This window comes from Hyphomonas sp. (genome assembly GCF_041689225.1).
Classification (GTDB): domain Bacteria; phylum Pseudomonadota; class Alphaproteobacteria; order Caulobacterales; family Hyphomonadaceae; genus Hyphomonas.
On sequence record NZ_JBDNGN010000022.1, the window covers coordinates 1 to 22,426 of the forward strand.

Here is a 22,426-nt window from a genome sequence, read left to right on the forward strand (position 1 = left end):
CCAACCCGCAGCGACCAGCACCTATTCCCAAAATCAATCAGGCCGGTGGGGCTGCCCTCCAGACGGGCAAGCCCGTCTTCCGTCCAGCCCCACCGGCCAAGCTGGTTGTCGGTACCGGCCATGGTGGTTGTCGCTCAACAATCTGGCGCGCGCTTTGGCCTGATCGATCCGTGCGGCTATTATTCGATCGATTATCCCAATTCCCTGTCGAAAGAATATGCCTCCGCTGATCTGCGCAAAGTGCTCGAGAGCGACATCGAACTGCTCCACAAACCTGAGTTGACGTCGGCCGAACGTCACGCCGTTCGCGAGCACAAAAAGCTTGCCTACAAGCAATGGGCCTGGAGGCATCTGATTGAAATGGTTCGCGATCGGAACGCACTCGGCGTCGCTCGCACTCTGATCGCTCCGCCTGACGTGTTCGGTGCGCTCTTGTTGCGCCTGTGTCGACATGCGCTTGGCAGGGAGCCTGTTCCGGACCTGGTCGAGAACACGGCTAAAACTCAGTCCATCGATGCCATGCTTAAAGCGTCGAACGGGTCCCTCCTCGTTTAGGCTCCGCCCTTTACCAAAGCGATCGCCTCCTGCCGGCGCCCCTTGGCCACCATTATTGACGCACGCCACAACCGTACCGCAAAAGCCGGCGCGAGAGACGCCAAAGCGGCCGCGTAAGATACCACTCCGACACCTACCAGTATCAGCAGTTGGATTGGCGCCTGGATCGCGTCCGACAGCGACCTCATCACACCCCAAACAACAACAGCCATTACAACCGAGGCCATAAGTGATGTGGACCCGGCGACGATCTGGCGATGCATCGGAAACCCGATGGATTGCTTCACGGCATAGGCGCCGATGACCCAGGTAATCAGGATCTGAGCCAACACTGCCAGCGCAACGGCTTCGAGACTGATCTGAAGCGTCGCAGCAACCAGGGCACCGGTCAGAACCAAGCTTATAAAGGAAATCTTGAACGTCCAATCGACCCGGCCAACGCCATTTAGAACGCCTGTGTTGAAGGCCGACGTTGGCGTTCTGAGTCCCATGAGAAAGAAAATCTGGATCGTCGGAACAGCCGGCGTCCACTGCTCGCCGAACACGACGGGTATCGCGACGGGCACAATCACAAACGCGCCAATGAAAGTTGGATACGCGATCAGGGCCGCGAGCTTCATGGCGCCTTCGATCGCCCGGTATAGCATCGGCAAATCGTGCTGGGTTTGCGAGGCAACTGGAAGGGCAACCGCCGCAAAGGGTTGCACGACAGCCGCCTTTGCCTGCTCAAGCAAGCGGGTCGCCATGTTGAACATGCCGAGTGCCGCGGGCCCCTGCACCGCACCAACGGCGCTGCGGGTGAACGCCGATTCCACAGACTGGATAACGCGGGTGGCCATGTTCAGCGAGTTGTATCGCGTCAGCTCCAACGTCTCGACCCAACTCGTTTTTACGGAAGGTCGCCATTTCGTAATGGCTGTAAAAGCGACGAGGCGAACAGTCCTGCGAGACATTTCCATGAAGATCAGCGCCCATGCACTCCTGAGATAGATCGCGCAGACGACGCCCACGATCGCTGCCACGAGCGTACCCAGAATGTCGACAATCGTGATCTCTCGGAACCGCAGGTCCCGCTGCAACAGCGCGGCCGGGATCGATGCGAAGGCTCCCATGAAAAGAGTAATCGAGAAGAACCGCATCATCGGTTCAAGTTCGGGATGGCCGAACCCTCCAGCGATCAAAGGGGAAGCAAGGCTGATTCCCAACCAGAATATCCCCGCCAGTATGAGCGACTGCATAAAAACCGAATTGACATGGCCCGGCTGCAGATCGCGGCGCTGTATCAGGGAGTCATTGAGGCTGCCCGACACAAACATTTCCGGGATGGCGAAAGCAACCAGCACCATGCCGAACACGCCAAAATCCGTGGGCGACAACAGGCGTGCGATAACAACCAGCGAAACCATTCCGCTGATCATTCCGAACCAATTACCCATCGCATTGAGCGCGACTGCCTTGCCGGCGCGCCTCAGCAAGCTCTGAGTCATCGGGACCGACTTTTATTCTGGAGCCGAATGCGGCACGAAATGGGGTCAGAGGATGCAGAAATCGTCGGCATTGACGCAGCCTTCTTGAGTTTGTTCATTATCAGGAAAAACTTGACCGACTTCCAACACTTGAGGGCAAGCAACTCTGATCGGACTTTCCATCTTAGTCCGCGCGCCATGGCAGCCACAATCTGCGACCCGGTCTGTGACAGTTTGGGTATTTCGCACAACTCGTCGATCAACGGGGAATTGGACAGGATTTCGTCACACCCATACTTTGACGCAAAAGCCGAACGCAGCACATTCGTCTCGTGTTCAGACAATGGTTTGTGGCTGGTTCGTTCCGCCTCGCGCAGGTCGTTGATCGCTAACCCCCACAATTTCTTGCGAGCCATAATGCTGGCGCGCCTTAGCAGAGCGTGTCGCCTGTGAGCCGGTTCAGAGATCGACTGTCCCGTAACAAGATATTCCTGCAATTCGATCTTCGAATAAAATTTCTGAAATATCATCCTGTCCGATTGGGACCAGGACAAATCTCTCTTCTCGGCCTGGATGTGCTTTTCCCGGGTCCCCCGAACGCCATCATGAACGCGCTGGTGAAACACGATATCTTCTGTTGCAACGCACGTTCCAACCCGTGCGATACGAATGAGCATCTCGTAGTCCTGAGACCGAACAAGAGTCTCATCAAATGGACCGATGCGCTCAAAAAGATCTTTGCGAACGATCATGCCTTGCTGGTGTGCGAACATGTCGTCCAGCGTGGCGACCAGAAATTCATCCGACTCGCAATTTGTCCAATAGCCTGTCTCGATCCACTGCAATTCTCCCGACGCCACGATCTTGAAGCGCCTGTGACGACCATAGGCAAAGTCGGCATCTGGATTGTGCTTGAGCAGGCCAACCAGTGTTTCCAGGGCCGCTGGTGATGCGACGTCGTCGTCATCGAAGATCCAGACGAGATCGCCAGTCACATGCTTCATTCCGAGATTCAGAGCGGTTGACTTGCCCCCATTGGATTTGGACAGGACACGAACACGCCCCTCGTAAGCCGCCAATAGCTCCAGCGTATCATCAGTGGAGCCGTCATCAATTACAATGACCTCATGGGCTGGACGTGTTTGTGCCAGAACGGATTCCAAGCATTCGAGCAGGAATTCCGATCTGTTGAATGTCGGAATCAAGACTGTGACGCGATTTGTCTCCATTTTTAATCCTGACATTTGCTTTTGTGCCATTAATCGACACGACGACACAACCCTCAGCGGCGTGGCACCAAAATTGCTCGGTAAGCTCGTAGCAATTAGCTTGCCAGTCCCGATTTTGGTTCGAAAATATCGAAGTAGGGTGCCAACAAAAAGAAAGGATCGTCAGGTTATGAAAATCGCGTTCTTCGTAAACGCATTTCCCATGATGTCCGAAGCCTTCATCGTGAACAGCGCAGCTGCGTTGATCGACGAAGGCCATAGCGTCGATATTTTCGGCGTCGGCAATGTGGCGCCATCGGGACTTTCGGTAAATGCGGTTGAAGGGCACAATCTCGACTGCCGGACGGTCAACATGCAATGGCCAAAGTCGACAGTCGGGCGCCTTGCAAATCTTCCAATACCCCTGAGCAGAATCGCAAGAAATCACGGATTTGCGGCGATCGGCCGCCTTCGTCCGGATATCTACCGCCGGTCACTGGGTGATCTCACCGCAGTTTACCAGGCCAGCGCGTTCAAAGGCTCCGGGGAGTATGATATTCTTCACTGCCAATTTGCGACACTCGCCGAGTGTGTCATCAAACACCGCAAGGCAGGTTTCCTAAAAGGCAACATCGTCGTTAATTTCCGTGGATATGATATCACCGAAGCCGTGGCGGCCATCGGCCCCGACGTTTACGATCACGTATGGCCGGAAGCCTCCGGTTTTGTTGCCAATTGCGAGTACTTCCGCAAACGCGCGATTGCCATCGGATGCCCGGACGACCGGATTGAGATGATCGGCTCAGGGATTCGCCTCGAGAATTTTCCATTTGAACCCGCCGGACGACGCGAAACTGATACGATAAGGTTCCTTATGGTGGGGAGACTCATAGAACGTAAAGGCATGCACATTGCGCTTCGAGCGCTTGCTGAGTTTACAAATCGATCAGGTTCGAAAATCGCCGTTGATATCGTTGGAGACGGAGTCATGCGTCCGCAACTCGAGGCCCTTGCCAGCGAACTTGGTCTCGCAGATCAGGTCACGTTTCATGGTGCTCGTACTCATTCCGAGATCGCAGATTTCATTCGTATTTCAGACATTTTTCTGGCGCCGTCCATGACGAGTTCCAGCGGCGGGCAGGATGCGCCAGTCAACACGCTCAAGGAAGCCATGGCGATTGGCCGGCCTGTAGTGGGAACCTACCACGGCGGTATTCCGGAATTGGTGATAGAGGGCGAAACGGGCGCCCTTGCCGCGGAAGGTGACTCTGCAAGCCTTTGTGCCGCGATTGACCGACTGATCACAACCCGAGCAAGCTGGCCCGATATGGTGCAGCGCGGACGCGAAAAGGTCGAGAACATGTTTGCTCTCGACAAGTGCACCAATGATCTCATCCGGCACTACGAGACATGCCTGTCTTGACCGGACTTCCACATTCATTTGATACTAATAGACATAAAGAGGCCAAATCATGAGCAAATCCAACGCCGACCGACCTGACGTGACCATCGTCGTGACTGCGCGGGACCGCTTCAGTCTCGCTGTACGATCGCTTGAAAATCTCGTGGCCGTCACCCCAGCGCACGCCAGGCTGATCTATATCGATGCCGGAAGCCCGGCGAGTGTCGCTTCGGAAGTGAAACGCATCTGCAGCGAGAACGGCTTTCGATATGAGCGATTCGAGCATTTTCTCAGTCCCTGCCAAGCTCGCAACCGCGGGCACCACCTGGCTGATACCAAGTACGTCGCCTACATCGAAAATGATGTCATGGCGTCGCAAGGCTGGCTGGAAGCCCTCGTGAAGTGCGCCGAGGAGACAGGCGCGGAAGTCGTCCAGCCCCTGATCTGTCAGGGCATGCCGCTCCACACCGAGATTCACCAGGCTGGCGGCGACTTCACCGATGACATGGACGCGTTCTTCAACGGCCCTCCCGAAGCGCGTCGATTGACTGACAGGCACCTCAACCATCAAGGCAAACGCGTCGACGAAGTCGAATTGTCGCGCACCGAAACGCAAGTGTGCGAAGTGCATTGCTTTCTCGCCCGGCGCGACTTGTTCGAACGCTTCGGCGACTTTGACGAAAACATGCCATGTTCCAAGGATCACGTCGATTTCAGCGTCACGATCTGGGCCAAAGGCGGCAAGATTATGCTTGAGCCGGCGTCCATTGTTACATTCTGCCATCCTGACCGCACACATCCCGTCGAACCGATGGACCGCCCCATGTTTATCTTGCGCTGGTCGCCAAACTGGCAGCGTAAAAGCCTCAACCACTTTCGAAAGAAGTGGGGCCTTGAGTCAGATCCCTATTTTGAAAGATATGAGAAGCTTACGTCCTGGCGGTATCACGACGCCGTCGTGCGCCCTATGGTTCGCAAACTGCCCATGATCGGGCACAGCTATAAGGTCCAGAAAATGGCTTCCACGATCATGCTGCCCGTGATCAGCGCAATAGGTACTCACCTTGGAAAGAAGCAGGCCGCTCAAACTGCCGACTGGGACAGTCATCAGGGTCAAACGTCTCCATCAGCTACCCGATAGCGACAGTCACCCACAGGGGCGACCTCAAAAGTCGTGCGTGAGACCTAGGCTTTGATCGCCTCAATCGCATTCTGCAGCCTCAGGACTTCAGCGAACGCCAGAAACACGTGGTAGAGCGTTGAGGCCGGTACGTCGGCCGCTTCGGGCTGTCCGTCGTCGCTAAACCGGTCAGTCCAGAGACCTGGAATTTTCGTATTCAGGTATTGGTCCAGCAGCACGCGCGCACTCATAGCGACGGCTTGGCGCGGATCTTTTCCCGTCGCCTCGAACAGAGCGAGGTGCCCCTTGATCCGCTCAGTATTCGGCCATGTGCGACAACCGGGATCAACTGGGACACCATCATCAAGGACAACCTGAAACACCCGGCCGGTCTGCCGGTTCATGCCATGAGTTTCAGCAAAGTCTATCAGGCCTTCAACCAAATCTAGCGTATCTTCACCTGTCAGACGGCGAAACTGAACCAGTATCCATGCCCACTCCAACTGATGACCCGGCTCCACCAGCCGGCCAGATTCATCTGACGCCCGGTTCCAGTCCTCGTCAAAATATTCAGCCAGCGTATGCCCGTCAAAGAGCCGCTCGCGGAAGAGTTTGACAATCCTCTTTGCCGTGATCAGAAAACGCTCTTCTCCGCTCGCTTCAAATGCGACAAGAGAGGCTTCCAGCAGGTGCATGTGCGGATTCTGCAATCGCCAGCCTTCAGGTGGCAACTCGTGCCAGTAACCCGCACTTGTACGCATCCGAGTATCCACGAAATCCATGACGCGATGAGCGGATGCCAGCGACGATGCATCACCGGATGCCCTGTGATGCCATGCAAATCCAAACAGAGCGAAAGCAAGATCATACAGATCCGGCGTGCCATCAATAATTGTTCCGTCACCAGAGACGGTTCGGGGCCAGCCCCGTTTCGGGCCTTGATAGATAGCCTCCATTTGACGCGCGCCTGCCGCAGACAGTTCCAGTCCCGGCGCCCAACCAAGCATGGAGGCGTGCGCAAACACATAGGTTTGTCGACCGATCACTCGCGTGCGGTGGAATTGAGTGTCGATAGCCCGTCCGTGATGGTCGAGCTTCTCAGCGAAATACCCGGTCTTTCTGTCGAATCCGGCATCAGCCCAGAGCGGCAGGGCAATTTCGAACATCCAGTGACGAATTTCATCAAATGGAATGGACACGGTCATTCTGCTCCCTACTCGCTTTGGATGGCTTGGCCTGTTCAGGACTCACCGATTATGCTGGAAACCAGCGTCTGAAGATCGCCATGTTCGAATAGGTGACCTGGAATACCTGCACGTGAAGCCGCCTCGATGTCGGTGCCGCGATCTCCAATCAGGAAACTCGCGGTCTTGTTCACCGGCCATTCCGACATTGCTCGCAGGATCATGCCAGGATTGGGCTTGCGGTCCGGATGATCATCTGCCGTGTACGCTGGCAATTTTCCCTCTGCGTGGAAAGGGCAGTGATAGAACGCATCGACGTACGCGCCTTCAACCGCAAGTTCGTCCTGCATGTGCTTGTGGAACTGTGTGACTGCCGACTCATCATAATAGCCCCGCGCAACGCCGGCCTGGTTGGTGACGACAATAACAAGAAATCCCCGATCATTCAGTAGTCGGACGGCCTGGAGCGCACCCGGCATCCATTTCAGATCCTCGGCACGATGCGGATAACCCGTATCCTCATTGAGGACACCATCTCGATCCAGAAAAGCCGCAGGCCGCATTCGCATCGCTGCGGTTTCACGCTGCGCCTGAGCCAGCGTTTCGGGCAGGCCAATGTCGAGAAAATAACCGTCATAGGGGACACCTTCCAGCAGCCCCTCCTGCGCCAATCGCGGGAAGACCTCGGTCTCAATGGACATTGGCCCATCGATACGACCCAAAATCTCTCGGCTCAGGTAATAAACCCCGCCATTGATCAGGCCTGGGCCGGACAGTTCGGGGTTCTTTTCCTCGAAGGCCAAGATGTGATGATCTTCAAGCGTGACAGAGCCATAGCGGGACATGTCCTCAACCCTGCGAAGGGCCAGGCGCCCGCCTCCCCTCACCAATGGCGCAGCTGCTAGCGCGCGTAGGTTGATGTCGAAAAAGGAGTCGCCATTCGACAGGACGAACGTCTCGTCGAGAACAGGCGCGGCCAGTGCCAATGCCCCACCTGTTCCCATCGGCCTGGGTTCGCGAACAACGCGTATATCCGCGTCCCAGATCCGTTTCCCATGATAGACCGATTCGACCTGATCGCCGAGATGGCCGGCAAGAAGTATCAGGTCAGTGAAGCCCATGCGCGCTGCATTTTCCAGCAGTAGATCAAGAAACCTCACGCCGGGCGAAATTTCCTGCATCGGCTTGGGGGTATTTGCAGACAGAGCTCCGAGCCGCGTTCCTCTACCCCCGACCAGGAATAGGGCCTGGCGCGCGCGGGTCATGCAAGCTCCCGCACTTCAGCGCCGTGCAGGGCGGCCTCAAACACATTCTTGGTCCGGTCCAATGTTGCTTTCCAGCTAAAGTGACGTTCGGTCAGGTCAGCTGCACCTTTTTTCAGGCGCGCAGTCAAAGACGCATCCGCCAGGAGGCGCTTCATGGCATCAGAAAGCGCGCCAGCATCCATCGGTGCACACAACAGCACGTTTTCTCCATCGACAAACTCCCGCTCGGGTCGTTCGCCGGTCGTTGTGATCACTGGCAGGTCATGGGCCGCACATGCCGCAATGGAACTATTATTGAGTGCGGCGCCTTCATCGAAGGGAAGGACGGCATAGTCAACAGCGCGCAGATAAAGGGAGCCCACATCGCTGTCGAATGGAAACTCTCCCGTCCAGCTTATTGCATCTTCGATGCCGAACTTCCGAGAAATTGCGTGAAGGTCTTCGACGCTCCAGCCTTCCTTGAACCAGTTAGGCGCCGGACCACCAATGATCGCGAGCCGGGCAGCAGGCGTCTGTTCGCGCAGCAAGCTGAATCCCTCAATCAGGTATTCGAGGCCTTTGCCCCTGTACAGTCGTCCAAAATACGCAAACAGGGGCGCATCCATCGGCACACCCAACAGTTCCCGCCCCCGGCAACGCGAAGCATCGCCGGGCGCACTCATCGGAATGAGAGGCGGTGGCGGAATAATGTCGGCTTTCGCGTGCAATTGCGGTAGGTGCTCCGCGATCCGTTCGAGATGCGACTCCGCCATTGCGATCACGCGGTCACTATCGCGCAACAGTGTTCCATATTCATAGCTTATATTACCCCCCCCCAGCCGGAACGCTGAAAGTTTCAGGGCCGCGCGGGTCCAAAAAGGGTAGGCCTTCGGGCGCACACCGACGGGTGCCGTGATCTGCGTTACGATCTTCGCATTCGGTAGTACGGTCCTGATATGTGTCGGCAACAGGGAAATCATGGGATGAAACTCAAAAGACATACCGACGAACCAGAAGAATACCAGATCTGGATTCAGGGTCTGGGCGGCCTTCAGGATCGGTGCCTGGGCTGACCAGTTCCAGCTCGGAATATCCGCGTGGACCCGACAACCCGTCACACTTGCAGCATTGCCTTGCGAGCTTGTCAGGACATCTACGTCATAGCCGCGCCGGGCGAGCCCTTCACTAAGGCGCGCAATATGATCGGCTTCCGCAATCGGCATGGGTGGAAACACACCCGAGATCACGAGGACTTTGGTCTTGTCCTGTTTCATTAAGTCCGAACTCCAAGTTTTTGTCCTATACGACTGGCTGCATGCCCAAACGGTGTTTGAAGACCCACGCCGGAAGAGGCTTCAACCAGGCGATCCAAAACCAACCGGTTTTCTTCCGCTCGACGGCGCATCGCTGCAATCTTTTGCGGCAGCAGTGACATTTCCTCTGGCACGCCAGCGAGCTGACGTTCGACTTCGGCCACAATCAACTCACGGCTGAGATCGGGTGGATTGATGCGCGATTTCCAATCAATGTCGCTACAGAAATCAGTCACCTTGTCGGAACGGGAGATCGCAAGAAACGGCACGTCCTGTAACACCGAAAACATACAGAAATGATATCGCGTGCTGATCGTCGTTGCGCATTGGGAAATGATTGACATCATCTGTTGGGGAATGAGGTAATCCGTCGGTCCCAATATGGCTGAATCCTTGTGCGCCATCAGTTCCCGGACCTTTTTGGAAGCCGCCCGATCATAGGTCTCCCCATCGCGGGTTTCTGCGAAGAGGAAAAGAATATCGACACCATGGCGCGCAACAAGTTCGTCCAGCGCTGCCGCCATCTCGACAAACAGTTGCGGGGACTTTTCCAACAGATGCGGCTCGGCATTGACGTTCACACCGATCACCGGTCTTTCGCCGAGCCCCAAAGATGCAAAGACTTCACGCCCATAGGCCGGGTCCGCGGGATCAAGCAGCCAAGCCATGTCAGCTGCGACGGCAACATCTTCATCAGCCACGCCGAGTTCCAACAGCCGTTCTCTGTCATTCTTGCTGCGAACGCTCCAGCAAAGTGTGTTGGGGATAATCTGTTCCTGCATGCGCTGACGAGAAACGTCATTGAACAGTTGCTCGACACCAATCCCGACAAAGGCTGTCGGCTTTCCCCAGTTGCGTGCATGCTGCAGGATTCCGCCCACCGTGGCCAATGGCCAGTCGCCCAGACTGTCAGAGATAGGGGTGCCACCTGCAAAAATGTAACCACTGGAAAGGTAAGCTTTGCGCTTGGGCTCAAGGCCCACGATGCCATCCAGATACTGGTAATAGTTGAAAAAGGGTTCGACCTTGCGGCCCTGATTTACACAGCAAATACTTACATCGACCTCAACGCCGTTCCCAAACTGCTTGATCAAGCGCCCGAAGCCGAGGAGCGTCGCCTCGTCCCCGACATTCCCAGCACCATAGAATCCAAAAGGAACTGCCAGTTTCATAAAATCAGCCACTTTCTCAAAAAGGCACGAACTACAATCATCACATGCGACCCTTGGAACACCCAGGTTAACCTCCACACAAGTGCAAAGGCCATACCAGCCAATACGATTCTAACTGATGTGGCACAATCTCTTATCCCAACCAGGCCATGTGTTTTTGCCATCGAAATTGTCGGGTTTGCGTCGCTCGTCTGGAATTCGTGTTTGCACAAGCAGTAAACGAATACGCTTGCGACAGTCGCTGCGCCCTCTAGCGCTTGCGACTAAGATGGACCTTGGATTTAGTCGGTGATATCGGCTCCACGCACAATGACTGGTTGGTTGGGCATTCCGATTGCATTGCCATTCCGGTTCGAGTTCCTCCCGAAAGGAGACACCACTTTGAAAGTTGGTATTTTGGTTGATGTCGTGCCGGGAATCCACGGCGGTATAGCCACAGCTCTTCGCAGCTTGATCACTGCGCTTGGTCGGCTCGAAGGCCCTGAAACGTATGTCCTGATAGTCGACTCGCAGACGCAGATCGACTGGCTGAGCCCGCTTGCCCCAAATCAGTGCTTTGAGATCCGTCCGTCATCTGCGGATGGCACCCTGCGCAAAACGATGCGTGGGGCGAAGAAAATAGTCAAAAAATTGATTGGACGCGGCGGCCACTCCGGTTGGCCAATTGTCCCCTTGTCGGATGGATATCTTGAAAGTCTCGGCCTTGATGTCATCCACTTTCCGACCCAGGGGTTCACATATTGTGCCATCCCGAGTGTCTACAATCCGCACGACCTGCAGCACCTTCACTACCCTCAATTCTTCGATGTGGCCGATCTCGCCTGGCGCGAAACCATATACCGGGCCGCCTGCCGCACCTCCCGGGTCATAATTGTAAACTCCCAATGGATCAAAGATGACGTGGTCGCTCAGTTCGGTCTTGATCCGGCCAAGGTGCAGATAATTCCCGAAGCGGCCCCGACGCAGCTTCTGGCCGAGGTCAGCGGGAACGACAAGGCTGCAACCCGAACCAAATATGCCTTGCCGGACCGTTATATCTTTTATCCAAACAATACTTGGCCGCATAAGAATCACCTGCGCCTGTTCGAGGCGATGGCTTGGCTACGCGACGAGAAAGGCATCACCGTGCCGCTCGTCTCCACCGGTGCGCGGCACGAACCGAGCCGTGAAAAGCTCGACACCCGCATCCGGGAGCTTGGTCTCGAAAACCAGATCCAGCTGCTGGGTTTTGTCTCCAGTGAAGAGTTGCGTGCGATCTACCAAATGGCCCGCTGCCTGATTGTACCGAGCTTGTTTGAAGCCAACAGCCTGCCCATCTTTGAAGCTTGGGCTGAGGGCATCCCGGTGGCGAGCTCAAATGTTACCGCCTTGCCCGAACAGGTCGGCGACGCCGGTCTCCTGTTTGACCCAGTGGACCCGCAGGACATGGGGGCCGTCATCCAGCGCCTCTTCACCGATGATGCGATGTGCACGGACCTCATCGCAAAGGGCAAGGTGCGTCTGGCCGACTTCGACTTCCTGCGCACCGCCCGCGCCAACCGCGCCGTTTACCGTCGCGCTGGCGGCCTTCGCCCCAACCCGCAGGACACTGCGCTTCTGGCAAATGACTGGATGCGCAACCCCCAGCGCGGCTGAGGCCATTCACCTTCATCGAACGAAGGCGGGCGCCCCGATGGCACGTACGTCTTTTGATGAGATGCTTAAGAATTCCTGCCGAGAACGCTCTCGAACACGCCCGCTATACGCGCCACCATGGCATCGTCCACCCGGCGCGAGGTCGGCAGGTTGACACCCGTGCGCGACAACCAGGCGCTGTTCGGGCATTTGCGCGCAAACTTTCGATAGGCCGGCATAGATGACAGGCCGTGGAAGAAAGGGCGCAGGTCGATGTTGACCGCCTTGCAGGCAGCGATCAGCTCTGCGCGCTTGTCTTCGGGTACCTGCGCACAGGAGAACCAGGTCACCGGCTCGACGCGCTGGTCCATAGCCGGCGGGAATGACACGCCTGGAATACCGGAGAGGGCTTTAACATACCGCGCATTAACGTCCGCACGCATCGCCAGCAGCTCATCCATTCGCTCAACTTGGGCGCAGCCAATGGCGGCCTGCATGTTGGTCATACGAAAATTGAAACCTGGCTCTTCGTGCCAATAGCGGCGTTCCGGCCGCATGCCATGATCGCGCAACATGCGCATGCGCGCAGCGATGTCAGCATCATTGGTCAGGCAAATCCCGCCTTCGCCGGTCGTGATGATCTTATTGGCGAAGAAGGAAAAGCTCGAGATGTCCGAGAAGGAGCCAATCGGCTGGCCATCATATTTGGCGCCATGCGCCTCGGCACAGTCTTCGATGATGTAAAGGCCGCGGGCTTTCGCAAGCTCGGCGATCTCCGTCATCTCGGCCGGGCGGCCGAAAACGTGCACTGGCATGATCGCGCGCGTGCGCGGCGTAATCGCCCGCTCAACAGCCTCAGCAGACATGCACCAAGTGTCGCGGTCGACATCGACCAGTACCGGCCGGGCGCCGACATGCATCACTGTGTTGATGGACGCTGCGAATGTCAGGTCCGGGACGATCACTTCATCCCCTTCCCCAATGCCCAGAGTCGCCATTGCGAGATGGAGAGAGACAGTCCCGTTCGACGTCGCTACGCCGTGAGCCATGCCCACCTTATCGGCAAAATCCTGCTCGAATCGTCGGATATAGTCGCCGGTCGAGGAAATCCATGTCGAAAGGAAAGCATCGAATGCATAGCGCATCTCGCGATGCGTCAGGTCTGGTTCGGACACCGGAAGGAAAGGTTGCGGGACATCTTCATCGATACCGATGAGACGGCCTTCGCCGTTCAGCACCGGCTCTACGCCGAGCAGTACGGAAGAAGACCCCCACGGCTCGGCCACATCGCCCAGCGTCTGGCTGGTCAAGTGACCACCTTTGAGGAATGCCTGCCGCATTGCGGCAAGGCTGGCAAAGCCTTTCAGGCGGCCGCCGGCGTCGGTCACAAAGACAAAGCCTCGGCCATTGTCCAGCGCACGTTCGAGGCCCGCGAAGAGCGCATCGGTCTCGACGCAGGTCATGGCAGCAACAGCCGGATCGGTGGTCGTCGTCTTGAGTTCGTTTGCTTCAATCATGTTCAGGAAACCTTGGCACCTGCGGGAAGATAATTAGACGTGAGATCAGGATCATAAAGCACAACCGATGTTCCGCTGCGCTCCATGCGCAAGGGAACATGGGTCATCCCCTTCATAGACTCAAGCACTGGACCGCGCTTGTCTGGTGGCACGAACATCAGAAGGAAGCCCCCGCCGCCTGCACCGAGCAGCTTGCCGCCCAGCGCACCGGCCTGCAACGCCGCCTCATAACGCTCGTCAATCTCAGGATTGGAGACCGACGAATCCAGCGCGCGCTTGTTCATCCACGTCTGGTGCAGGAGTTCACCGAATTCACCAATGTTACAGTTTGGGTCCGTCAGGATCCGCTCCCCTTCACCAACCATGTCATAGATGGCGCGCATTTCCTTCGTACGGTCCGCAAACTTTGCAACCTTGCGCTTTTCGATCTGGTCGGCAAAACGGGTAAAGCCTGTAAAGAACAGCATCATGGAGTCTTCGAGTTCCGCCTTGCGGACACCTGGCAGGTGGATCGGCGTAATATCGTAGTCGCCGTCAGAATTGAAGTCGATACGATTGAGCCCGCCATGGGCGGCGGCGATCTGATCCTGATAACCGACCGTTTCGCCCAAGAGATTTTGCTCGACAAAGATCGCTTCTTTCGCGAGCCTGCGTTTTGAACACAGAAGTTCCTGGTTTCCGTGGAACGCGTGCAACAGCGAAACCGTGAACGAAGAACTGGAGCCGAGACCTGACTTGGACGGAAGGTCGGAGTTGTGAATTATCTCATAGCCCGTTTCGTTGTCCCCGGCATAATGCTTCAGCACTTCACGCACAACAGGATGCTGGATCTCGTTGATTGTGTTCACTTCTTCCAGCATTCCCCATGCGACCCGATAGTTGAAATCGAAAACCGCAGGCAGTCGACGCAGCTGGATATAGATATACTTGTCGATCGAGGTCGACAGTACAGCTCCCTTTTCACCCCGCTCAATCCACGCGGGGTGGTCAGTGCCACCTCCAAAGAAGGATACGCGAAGCGGGCTACGGACGATAATCATGGCTCAGCCCTCAAACGTTTGAGTAGCGTGAGTTCCGGATCATCCGGTAGCCGCGCATCAACTCGGCGATGCCGCGATCAAGCGACCAGTCCGGGCGCCAGCCTGTCGCCTCCACCTTTTCGTTAGAGACGATATAGTCTCGCTTGTCCGGGTCTTCCCCGATTGGCGCCTCCAGATAGACGAAGTTTGGAACGTGCTTCTGGATGGTCTGGCAAAGTTCAATCTTGGAGAGATTGGCATCCGACAGGCCGAGATTGTAAGCCTCTCCGCGCATCGTATCAAAATTCTCGATGGCGTGCTCGAAGCCTTTGACGACATCGCGGATGTGAATGTAGTTGCGCTTGAAGTGACCCTCGAAAATGACAACCGCGCGGTCGGTTACGGCGCGCCAGGTAAAATCGTTGACCAGCAGGTCCAGACGCATTCGCGGTGACATGCCGAACACGGTTGCAAGCCGCAGTGTTACACCATTGCCATTGTTGAGAACTGCCTTCTCGGCCTCCACCTTGGTCACGCCGTACAGAGAGATCGGGTTCAGCGGGGTTTCCTCGGTGCAAAACTTGCCCGACTCACCGATGCCGTAGCCGGAATTGGTGACCGGATAGACGACGATCTGGGACTTCGACGTCCGCTTGACCAGGTCGATGACCGCGTCCTGGTTCAGAGTCTTGGCAGCAATCGGGTCGGCCTTGCAGAGCGGTGCGCCAACCAGAGCAGCAAGCGGGATCAGTACGTCATGCTTTGGCACCAGATCGTCCAGGACACGGTGATCACGCGCGTCGCCGCGGATCGGGGTAAAGCGCTCGTTCGCACAGACCGCCGCTAGTTCAGTGTCACCGCGTTCAAACGTGTCCAACACGGTGACTTCGTGTCCCGCATCGAGCAGCTTCGGGACCATGATCGACCCGATATAACCTGCACCACCTGTAATCAGAATTTTCATTTCGTCCTCAACTCCGTCCCTATTCGCGCATGACGCGCGCTGCGCTCGCCCGATGCAACTCTCGGACCATACGACGCTGCACTGAAACGCTGATTATGTGGCAAATTCGCCCTTCGTCACGCACCATACATCTATGGCGGGTGTATACGGGAGAGGCGTCCACGTCACCTGTCCACGTATGGGAAAAAAGTCCGCACCACAATAGTCGGACCTGCAGGGGTAAGACGCCCATAATCCAGCAATATTTCCGTCCCGGCGATCCGCAAGCCACGCGCTCGTTCCGAGCACAACGCGGCCATCGGATCGACGAAGCAAACGCCTGCCCGCGCGGCGATTGTCGCACGCAATGCATTCATCGGCATGCAAGCCGGCAATGGCCGCACCGCCAACCAGCAGGAACCAGACAGAAGGCAGGATTTCGACACAAGCCAGCAGGAACACCAGAGCGACCATCCATTGCCGATCGTCGGTCGCGAAGCCGATCACCTTAGTCGCAAATTTTCAATCACACTGTGTCCGGTCGCTGCGGTGTGGTTCAGGCGGGCGACCTCGGGGCGTTTGCGTGAACCTGGCGCTCGATCCAATCATAGGTCTTCTCGAGGCCCGCGATCAGGGGCTGGCTCGGAGCCCAGTCTAGTTCCTGACGGATCAGCGAGTTTTCCGAATTGCGCCCGCGCACGCCCGTCGGGCCGGGAATATTGTTGCGGATGATCGTCTTGCCGGCAATCTTGGCAATCATGTCGGACAGCTGGTTGATCGTCACCATCTCATCCGAACCGATATTCAATGGCTCGGTTACGTCAGACCGCGTCAGGCGCACCGTGCCTTCGACGCATTCGTCGACATACAGGAACGAGCGCGTCTGCAGGCCATCTCCCCATATCTCGATCGCGTCACCGGATTTCGCCTTGGCGATCTTGCGGCACAGCGCAGCCGGCGCTTTCTCGCGGCCACCATCCCAGGTGCCCTGCGGACCAAATATATTGTGGTAGCGGGCAACGCGTGATTCCATGCCGCGGCAGCGTGCATAAGTGAGGTACAGGCGTTCGGAGAATAGTTTCTCCCAGCCATATTCGCTGTCGGGGGCGGCCGGATAGGCCGAGTCTTCACGGCAGTTCGGATTGTCCGGGTCCTCCTGATTGTAGGCCGGGTACATGCAGGCCGACGAGGAGTAGAAAATCCGCTTGCAGTTTCGTTTGTAGGCCGCATCCAGGACGTTCAGGTTGATCGTCGCCGAATTGTGCATCACGTCGGCATCATTGTCGCCTGTGAAGATATAGCCGGCGCCGCCCATGTCGGCGGCCAGCTGGTAGATCTCGTCGAACTTGCGGTCCAGAACTTCGCGCACAAGGGACGGGTCACGCAAGTCGCCCATGACAAAGTCATCGGCCTCGGTCTCAGTGAACTCGTTCTTCTTCAGGTCAACACCCCGGACCCAATAACCCTCGCGCTTTAACCGTCGGACCAGATGCCCCCCAATAAAACCACCCGCACCGCAAACCAAAACCGACTTCATCACTTCATACCCTATGCAAATCGCCTATTCGGCTCACCCACTTGCAAGTGACGTACCAGCCGAACCACCTAACCTTTGTCCTTTACCAGAAAGACTATTGCTTTCACAAACCTCGCCAAAAGAACTCAAAAAATTAGGTTGAATTACTGAAGCCCCAGGCATGGCGCGTCGCAAGCGCCGCGGCTTCCGGGGGACAGGGAAATACCCCGAGCAATTGCCGAGAGTGAACGGCCCGCCGCAGGTGTTCCGCCCAATGTCTTGTTACCGGTTGCTTGGCTCAGGAGCGAGCGAAGTGCGTCAAATAGTATTTTTTTCTATTAATTACAGTCAGTTAAACTTTCTATAGTTTGCGAAATTGGCCCAAAACGCCCCCAAAACCTGCCCAAATGGATGTCGGGGGAATACTTCCAATCCGTTCCCATCGCCGCCTTGGCAAGAAAAGCGATGTGGCGCCATACGAAACCCAGCAGATCGACACTGCCGAAGCAGAGCTCATCAAGCTCGTCGTCTCGCGCGCTGTCGAACCTGAGCGCCTGCATCTGATGCCGCAATTGCCCAACGATGCCACGCCGCCAGTGTTTGACCTCGATACCGATCAAAGCGACGATCACTTCTTCGAAGACCTGAAGGTAGATTTCGACAACGCCATCGACATGCCAAAGCGCTGGAGGAGAATGAGACGAACAAGTCAATTGCACGCAAGCTGATCGATATCGATACACAGCCATCGCTTCGGATCGATCGGGCCGGGAAAATTCTCAGGTCCAGCACACCCGCGACTGGTTCGTTGGCATGGCAATCTGGGTAATCGCCGTCTGGGTGAACCAGGAGGCGTTGTCGCCCGGTTACAGGATCAGCTCCGGCAGACAGGTCCGGACCTTTAGTGAGCAGGCCAGCGTCTTTTGCCACATCATCAAGCCAGGCTGGATGATGTGGGGTAGAGTCCTGAAGTAGCGGATCGGACCCCCGGGTTTTTTAGAGGCTCAACACCAGGATCGATCAGCTCAAGGTCGGTTCCCCTGACAATGACCCGACACGGGCTTTATCCTACCGCCTTCATCTGCACTTGTGTGGCTCTTGTGCCGCCAACACCATAGAGGTTCACCTTAAGACTGGACATGGCATTCACAAGTGCGTTCGGCGCGTAGACCACTTTGCCAACAGGGGCGATGTTCGGGAAGCGCTCAAAAATGCGCTCATAGGACAGCCGTAATTGCATCTGAGCGATGCGTGCTCCGAGGCACTTGTGGACGCCATGACCGAAAGCGAGATGCTTGTCGACATTATCGCGCATCATGTCGAATACATCCGGGTTAGGGAAAATCTCCGGGTCGCGGTTTGCCGCGCCGTACCACATGGCTACCTTCTCATCCTTGGCGATTTTTTGACCGTTAAGTTCAAAGTCCTGAAGGGCCGTGCGGCGCATATGCTTTACCGGAGAGACCATGCGCAGTGCCTCCTGAGACATGCGCGGGATAAGTGACGGGTCATCCAGCACCATCTGGCGCTGGTCAGGAAACGTTGTCATCAGTTCGATCGTGCCTGTCAGGGAGTTGCGGGTCGTATCGTTCCCGGCAAAAATGATCAGCAGCCAGGAGCCATCGAGATATTCCTGGCTCAACTCTTCACCTTCTAGTTTCGATTGCGCGATTAACGTGAGCAGGTCTTCGCGCGGATTGGCACGACGGTCAGCCATCACGCGTTCCCCATAGGCGAACATCTCGTTCACCGTCTTGTAGAATTTCAATGGAAACAGCGGCTCTCTCAGGAACACCTGGAGCGGATTCGACAAGTATTGGGAAGCCATCTCCAGATAGTGCATCCAGTATACGATTTTGGGTCGGTCAGCTTCATCCACGCCCAGCATTTCGCAGAGCGTGAAGAGCGGCACTTGCTCGGAGAACAGTTTTACAAAGTCCAGTTCCGGACCCTTGCGTTCCATCTCATCGAGAAGCTGGTCAATCTTCTGGCTTAAACGATCACGGATTTTGGCCACATAGGCTGGAACGAAGAAATCCTTCTGCTGGATGCGCATCTCCATATGATGCGGCGCGTCGAAATTGATGAGCGAGTTGAAAGCCGCAGGGATCAACTTTTTCGGGCGCCATTGGTCACGTGGCATCACAGCAAGATTGATACTGCCACGTTGGGACGAAAAGACCTCCGGGGCGAGCTCGACAGTTTTGACGTCCTCGTATCGGCTGACAGACCAAAAACCGGAAAACTTCTTTTGACCCGGGGACCATAGGATTGGTGCCTCCTCGCGCATACGCTTGTAGAAGGCGTGCGGGTGGCCAGAAGTCCATGAGGCTGGATTGGCAAGGTCAAATCCGCCCAGCATCGGATAAACGCCTTGATAGGTTGGGTTCATTTGCCCGCTATCAACAAGGATTTCGTCACTGATAAGCTGCATGGTCGATCCTCATTCGTTTGATTGGCTTGGCTATCAGATATTATTCAAGCTTGAAATCTTCTCGCAAGGTCACCCTGCGACGACGCAGCCACGATCTGCTCAGTTGAATAGTGCTTGTTCCTCACCGGCTTCCTCCTTTTAGGAAATCCGCTGGAAAACTAACACACTTTCCGGACCACTTTCACCAGATCACGTCACTTCCACGCAGCAGCGAGCATGCGCCTAAACTCCCATAGTAAGGCGGTGTGTAAGCAATGTCGTTTTTCTCGCGGGCTGGCTGCCGATCGTCGGTCTTGCCATGATTGCATCCGGACTCGAGTTGATCATCGGACATGTTTGCCCGATGGCCTTTTCGGTGCTTGCGCAATGCTACCTTGCTCTCATTCTTGCGATTCTGATTGGCGGCGTGTGGGCATCAGGCTTGGTCCGTCTTCGCAGTTCAAGAACAGGCCTGGGGACGCGCTTATGAAACTGGTTCAACTTTTATTCGTATGTGCCTTCATCGCCGGTTGCACGGGCACCTATCTCGCAGCCATTGCCCCGAACGCCTGGGAACTTTCCGGTCGGGTCCCTTCAAAGGGCGACAAGCCACTTCTCCATGAAAACGCAGAGATGCTCTCCGTTACAAACAGAAATCGCGTGGACAATTCGAGCGGCTATGGCGACGACCGGTCGAGTTCGATGGCTTTCGGGCACGTCACCGTTGAAGCCGCCAACATGAGTTCGCAGGAATATGCCGGCTACATGACGGGGCATGCGAATGACAATGTGCGTCCCATCTGCGCCCACGCACGCATTGCAGAAGCCGTTCGATTTCCGGGCACTCCACTTGCCTTCGCGATAGACAAGGGCGTCCTCACCCGCGACAGACCCGCTGTCGCGGCATACAAGCACGCCGGCGCCCAGTTGCGGAACGAACTGACTCGCGAACTTGCGGAGCGCGGAACGGGAAAGGTTGTGCTCTTCGTGCAAGGCTTCAATAGCAGCTTTGAAGATAGCGCAATCAACCTGTTTGAACTTTGGTCCGCATTCGGAAGGGCCGGATTTCCTCCGCTCTTCAGCTGGCCTGTCGGAGGACACAAGGTGCTTGGCTATCTTGGTGAAACCCAGAACGGCGATTTTTCGGTCTACCATCTGAAGGAGACCCTGCGGCTCATTGCTGCAACAGAGGCTGTCGACGAAGTCGTGGTCATCGCACACAGTCATGGCGCCTCGGTTGTCACGTCAGCCTTGAGGGAGTTACTGATCGAGTCCCGCGGGGCAGGCCTATCGATGCGCGACACGTATCGGATCGAAACCCTGATACTGACCGCTCCGGACATTGATCTGGGTGTCATGGAGCAGCGCCTCGTCGCCGAAACGTTCGGGATCGGACTCGGGCAGATAAACGTTTATCTATACCCGGACGATAACGCTCTTGGTGTCGCACGCTGGCTGTTTGGATCGCTCAGGTTTGGAGCGGCCCGGCCCGAACAAATGTCTCGGGAATCGCGCGCTGTGTTTCAGGGCGTGAAGCCAGTCTACCTTATCCTCGTGCAAGACGCTGGCGAATACGACCGGCATAACTATTTTCGACGCCACCCAGTCGTGCTGTCGGATATTGCGATCACGATACGCACCGGCGCCAGGCCGGCTGACCCGGAGCGACCGCTCGAGCACCTCGATCTCAATTTCCAGAGCATCGACAAGACCTACACTCCCTCCTGCTTTGGCTCGTCAAACAGGTCCGGCCAATGAAAATCACCCTTCCCCCAGCCCCACCCGGGCTGTCATGATGCGTCCTGCAGCGTCAGGATAATGCGCCGACTCCCGCGTGGTTCTTCGATGATCTGAACCGAGCTCGCACCGCCATAGCCCCCTCCAGACACACTCAGTACCATAATACCGCGTCGATTGCTGACTTCCTCAACCTGAATATCCGTGTCGAGTCCCCACTGCACAATGGTATCTCGGATTTCTGCCTGCAAGGTCATCGTCCGAGCCTGTAGCTGATGAGCGGGCGGAACCGACCCAACGTCGGTCTTGCTATAAATACGACGGTCATGCGGTAGGGGAAAGTGCCTCGGCAACCAGTCAGGCGCTGACACGTCCGCCCGACCGAGCAGGCGATCGGTCTCCGCATCGGTGCCCGTTTTGACCGTTGAGCGGTCGCTGCGGTCTGATGCGGACTCTTTTGAATCGGGCAACGCGCTGCCGGAACAGGCTCCCGTCAGGACGATGCCCGCCAGCAGCACAGCTATGGTTGCTCTTGAAGGCCAATGTATCATGCCCAACCCTTTCGCGGTCTGGCGCGCTCAACGCACCGTTCACTATTGGAAACGCAAGCCCGGGCCTGTTTCCGCCACCGTTCACGCACAGGGTGCGAAATACCAAAGTGATGACAAGGCAGCCTGGGTCCCTGCAGCTGACCGGTTCGATGGCGGAGAAACTGTGTGAAATGCGTTTGATTCCGTGGGCCCGTCTGCGGCTTGTAGAAGAGGAAATCATCATGACAAAATCAGTAGTCGATCGCCGTTTTTTGCTTGCGGCCTTAGCAATTGGCGCCCTGGGCAGCATGCAGGCATGTGTGGCCGTTGCAGGAGCTATGACTGAATCTGGTGTTTGAGCGGTTTGAAGGTTGGCGGCGTATCTGGTTGTTTTGTTGTTGTGAGACAGCAACCCAACCCAAGGAGATACACCACCATGGAAACGAGTAACATTGTTGATTTTGCGCGTCGAG

20 protein-coding genes are annotated in these 22,426 nt (G+C 56.3%); 8 read left to right on the forward strand and 12 right to left on the reverse strand.

The genetic code is table 11. The features are described from left to right. The first annotated feature begins 120 nt into the window (after positions 1 to 120). Complete coding sequence (locus ACESNB_RS02030) at positions 121 to 555, forward strand: hypothetical protein (protein WP_373003051.1); 435 nt, start codon at positions 121 to 123, stop codon at positions 553 to 555. Here the strand turns inward: ACESNB_RS02030 and ACESNB_RS02035 are convergent. Both ACESNB_RS02035 and ACESNB_RS02040 read right to left on the reverse strand, forming a co-directional pair. Next, entirely contained in the window at positions 552 to 2,042 is a 1,491-nt protein-coding gene (locus tag ACESNB_RS02035; RefSeq protein ID WP_373003053.1) for a lipopolysaccharide biosynthesis protein, read from the reverse strand. The two genes, ACESNB_RS02030 and ACESNB_RS02035, sit on opposite strands and share 4 nt — an antisense overlap. Next, on the reverse strand, positions 2,039 to 3,265 hold the full coding sequence (locus tag ACESNB_RS02040) for a glycosyltransferase (protein WP_373003055.1): 1,227 nt from the start codon (positions 3,263 to 3,265) through the stop codon (positions 2,039 to 2,041). Before ACESNB_RS02040 ends, ACESNB_RS02035 begins: the two co-directional genes overlap by 4 nt. 154 nt (positions 3,266 to 3,419) lie before the next feature. Between ACESNB_RS02040 and ACESNB_RS02045 the strand changes: the two genes are divergently transcribed. Then, positions 3,420 to 4,652 (forward strand): glycosyltransferase, encoded by a 1,233-nt coding sequence (locus tag ACESNB_RS02045; RefSeq protein WP_373003057.1) that lies wholly within the window; start codon positions 3,420 to 3,422, stop codon positions 4,650 to 4,652. Positions 4,653 to 4,701: 49 nt separating this feature from the next. Beyond that, on the forward strand, positions 4,702 to 5,772 hold the full coding sequence (locus ACESNB_RS02050) for a glycosyltransferase family 2 protein (protein WP_373003060.1): 1,071 nt from the start codon (positions 4,702 to 4,704) through the stop codon (positions 5,770 to 5,772). Between the two features lie 44 nt (positions 5,773 to 5,816). On the opposite strand, the gene ACESNB_RS02055 is transcribed toward ACESNB_RS02050, so the two are convergent. From ACESNB_RS02055 to ACESNB_RS02070, 4 genes are read right to left on the reverse strand one after another with little or no spacing between them, the layout of a single operon-like run. Further along, positions 5,817 to 6,956, reverse strand: coding sequence for an AGE family epimerase/isomerase (locus tag ACESNB_RS02055; protein ID WP_373003064.1), 1,140 nt, complete (start codon positions 6,954 to 6,956; stop codon positions 5,817 to 5,819). Between the two features lie 35 nt (positions 6,957 to 6,991). Then, positions 6,992 to 8,200 carry an HAD-IIIA family hydrolase gene (locus tag ACESNB_RS02060; RefSeq protein WP_373003067.1) on the reverse strand — a complete coding sequence of 403 codons (1,209 nt, stop codon included), beginning with the start codon at positions 8,198 to 8,200 and terminating at the stop codon, positions 6,992 to 6,994. Next, the gene (locus ACESNB_RS02065; protein WP_373003071.1) at positions 8,197 to 9,453 is read right to left on the reverse strand and encodes a glycosyltransferase family 4 protein; all 1,257 of its coding nucleotides are present in this window, start codon (positions 9,451 to 9,453) and stop codon (positions 8,197 to 8,199) included. Before ACESNB_RS02065 ends, ACESNB_RS02060 begins: the two co-directional genes overlap by 4 nt. Beyond that, complete coding sequence (locus ACESNB_RS02070) at positions 9,453 to 10,664, reverse strand: polysaccharide pyruvyl transferase family protein (RefSeq protein ID WP_373003074.1); 1,212 nt, start codon at positions 10,662 to 10,664, stop codon at positions 9,453 to 9,455. Before ACESNB_RS02070 ends, ACESNB_RS02065 begins: the two co-directional genes overlap by 1 nt. A gap of 381 nt (positions 10,665 to 11,045) precedes the next feature. Here ACESNB_RS02070 and ACESNB_RS02075 point away from each other — a divergent pair, with 381 nt between their 5' ends. After that, positions 11,046 to 12,299 carry a glycosyltransferase family 4 protein gene (locus ACESNB_RS02075; protein WP_373003077.1) on the forward strand — a complete coding sequence of 418 codons (1,254 nt, stop codon included), beginning with the start codon at positions 11,046 to 11,048 and terminating at the stop codon, positions 12,297 to 12,299. 65 nt (positions 12,300 to 12,364) lie between these two features. Here ACESNB_RS02075 and ACESNB_RS02080 read toward each other — a convergent pair whose 3' ends face one another. The 4 genes from ACESNB_RS02080 to ACESNB_RS02095 all read right to left on the reverse strand — a co-directional run bounded on the left by ACESNB_RS02080 (position 12,365) and on the right by ACESNB_RS02095 (position 17,294). Further along, the gene (locus tag ACESNB_RS02080; protein WP_373003079.1) at positions 12,365 to 13,795 is read right to left on the reverse strand and encodes a DegT/DnrJ/EryC1/StrS family aminotransferase; all 1,431 of its coding nucleotides are present in this window, start codon (positions 13,793 to 13,795) and stop codon (positions 12,365 to 12,367) included. A gap of 2 nt (positions 13,796 to 13,797) precedes the next feature. After that, entirely contained in the window at positions 13,798 to 14,835 is a 1,038-nt protein-coding gene (locus tag ACESNB_RS02085) for a kinase (protein ID WP_373003081.1), read from the reverse strand. A gap of 10 nt (positions 14,836 to 14,845) precedes the next feature. Further along, the gene (locus ACESNB_RS02090) at positions 14,846 to 15,778 is read right to left on the reverse strand and encodes an NAD-dependent epimerase/dehydratase family protein (RefSeq protein ID WP_373003083.1); all 933 of its coding nucleotides are present in this window, start codon (positions 15,776 to 15,778) and stop codon (positions 14,846 to 14,848) included. Positions 15,779 to 16,313: 535 nt separating this feature from the next. Next, entirely contained in the window at positions 16,314 to 17,294 is a 981-nt protein-coding gene (locus ACESNB_RS02095; RefSeq protein ID WP_373003086.1) for an NAD-dependent epimerase/dehydratase family protein, read from the reverse strand. A 446-nt stretch (positions 17,295 to 17,740) separates the two neighbouring features. Here ACESNB_RS02095 and ACESNB_RS02100 point away from each other — a divergent pair, with 446 nt between their 5' ends. Continuing rightward, positions 17,741 to 18,001 carry a hypothetical protein gene (locus tag ACESNB_RS02100; protein ID WP_373003089.1) on the forward strand — a complete coding sequence of 87 codons (261 nt, stop codon included), beginning with the start codon at positions 17,741 to 17,743 and terminating at the stop codon, positions 17,999 to 18,001. A 335-nt stretch (positions 18,002 to 18,336) separates the two neighbouring features. On the opposite strand, the gene ACESNB_RS02105 is transcribed toward ACESNB_RS02100, so the two are convergent. After that, the gene (locus tag ACESNB_RS02105) at positions 18,337 to 19,707 is read right to left on the reverse strand and encodes a cytochrome P450 (RefSeq protein ID WP_373003092.1); all 1,371 of its coding nucleotides are present in this window, start codon (positions 19,705 to 19,707) and stop codon (positions 18,337 to 18,339) included. A 465-nt stretch (positions 19,708 to 20,172) separates the two neighbouring features. Between ACESNB_RS02105 and ACESNB_RS02110 the strand changes: the two genes are divergently transcribed. After that, entirely contained in the window at positions 20,173 to 21,444 is a 1,272-nt protein-coding gene (locus ACESNB_RS02110; protein WP_373003095.1) for an alpha/beta hydrolase, read from the forward strand. Between the two features lie 32 nt (positions 21,445 to 21,476). On the opposite strand, the gene ACESNB_RS02115 is transcribed toward ACESNB_RS02110, so the two are convergent. Further along, complete coding sequence (locus ACESNB_RS02115) at positions 21,477 to 21,941, reverse strand: hypothetical protein (protein WP_373003097.1); 465 nt, start codon at positions 21,939 to 21,941, stop codon at positions 21,477 to 21,479. Between the two features lie 31 nt (positions 21,942 to 21,972). On the opposite strand from ACESNB_RS02115, the gene ACESNB_RS02120 reads away from it, so the two are divergent. Beyond that, on the forward strand, positions 21,973 to 22,143 hold the full coding sequence (locus ACESNB_RS02120; RefSeq protein WP_373003101.1) for a hypothetical protein: 171 nt from the start codon (positions 21,973 to 21,975) through the stop codon (positions 22,141 to 22,143). Continuing rightward, positions 22,124 to 22,312, forward strand: coding sequence for a hypothetical protein (locus tag ACESNB_RS02125; RefSeq protein ID WP_373003105.1), 189 nt, complete (start codon positions 22,124 to 22,126; stop codon positions 22,310 to 22,312). Before ACESNB_RS02120 ends, ACESNB_RS02125 begins: the two co-directional genes overlap by 20 nt. Positions 22,313 to 22,426 lie beyond the last annotated feature (114 nt).

Coding starts and splice junctions, on each gene's coding strand:
- ACESNB_RS02040 (WP_373003055.1), bottom strand. CDS start 3,265: ATGTCAGGATTAAAAATGGAGACAAATCGCGTCACAGTCTTGATTCCG.
- ACESNB_RS02120 (WP_373003101.1), top strand. CDS start 21,973: ATGCCCAACCCTTTCGCGGTCTGGCGCGCTCAACGCACCGTTCACTAT.
- ACESNB_RS02070 (WP_373003074.1), bottom strand. CDS start 10,664: ATGAAACTGGCAGTTCCTTTTGGATTCTATGGTGCTGGGAATGTCGGG.
- ACESNB_RS02080 (WP_373003079.1), bottom strand. CDS start 13,795: ATGATTGAAGCAAACGAACTCAAGACGACGACCACCGATCCGGCTGTT.
- ACESNB_RS02085 (WP_373003081.1), bottom strand. CDS start 14,835: ATGATTATCGTCCGTAGCCCGCTTCGCGTATCCTTCTTTGGAGGTGGC.
- ACESNB_RS02055 (WP_373003064.1), bottom strand. CDS start 6,956: ATGACCGTGTCCATTCCATTTGATGAAATTCGTCACTGGATGTTCGAA.
- ACESNB_RS02110 (WP_373003095.1), top strand. CDS start 20,173: ATGAAACTGGTTCAACTTTTATTCGTATGTGCCTTCATCGCCGGTTGC.
- ACESNB_RS02090 (WP_373003083.1), bottom strand. CDS start 15,778: ATGAAAATTCTGATTACAGGTGGTGCAGGTTATATCGGGTCGATCATG.
- ACESNB_RS02125 (WP_373003105.1), top strand. CDS start 22,124: ATGGCGGAGAAACTGTGTGAAATGCGTTTGATTCCGTGGGCCCGTCTG.
- ACESNB_RS02095 (WP_373003086.1), bottom strand. CDS start 17,294: ATGAAGTCGGTTTTGGTTTGCGGTGCGGGTGGTTTTATTGGGGGGCAT.
- ACESNB_RS02030 (WP_373003051.1), top strand. CDS start 121: ATGGTGGTTGTCGCTCAACAATCTGGCGCGCGCTTTGGCCTGATCGAT.
- ACESNB_RS02050 (WP_373003060.1), top strand. CDS start 4,702: ATGAGCAAATCCAACGCCGACCGACCTGACGTGACCATCGTCGTGACT.
- ACESNB_RS02105 (WP_373003092.1), bottom strand. CDS start 19,707: ATGCAGCTTATCAGTGACGAAATCCTTGTTGATAGCGGGCAAATGAAC.
- ACESNB_RS02060 (WP_373003067.1), bottom strand. CDS start 8,200: ATGACCCGCGCGCGCCAGGCCCTATTCCTGGTCGGGGGTAGAGGAACG.
- ACESNB_RS02065 (WP_373003071.1), bottom strand. CDS start 9,453: ATGAAACAGGACAAGACCAAAGTCCTCGTGATCTCGGGTGTGTTTCCA.
- ACESNB_RS02035 (WP_373003053.1), bottom strand. CDS start 2,042: ATGACTCAGAGCTTGCTGAGGCGCGCCGGCAAGGCAGTCGCGCTCAAT.
- ACESNB_RS02045 (WP_373003057.1), top strand. CDS start 3,420: ATGAAAATCGCGTTCTTCGTAAACGCATTTCCCATGATGTCCGAAGCC.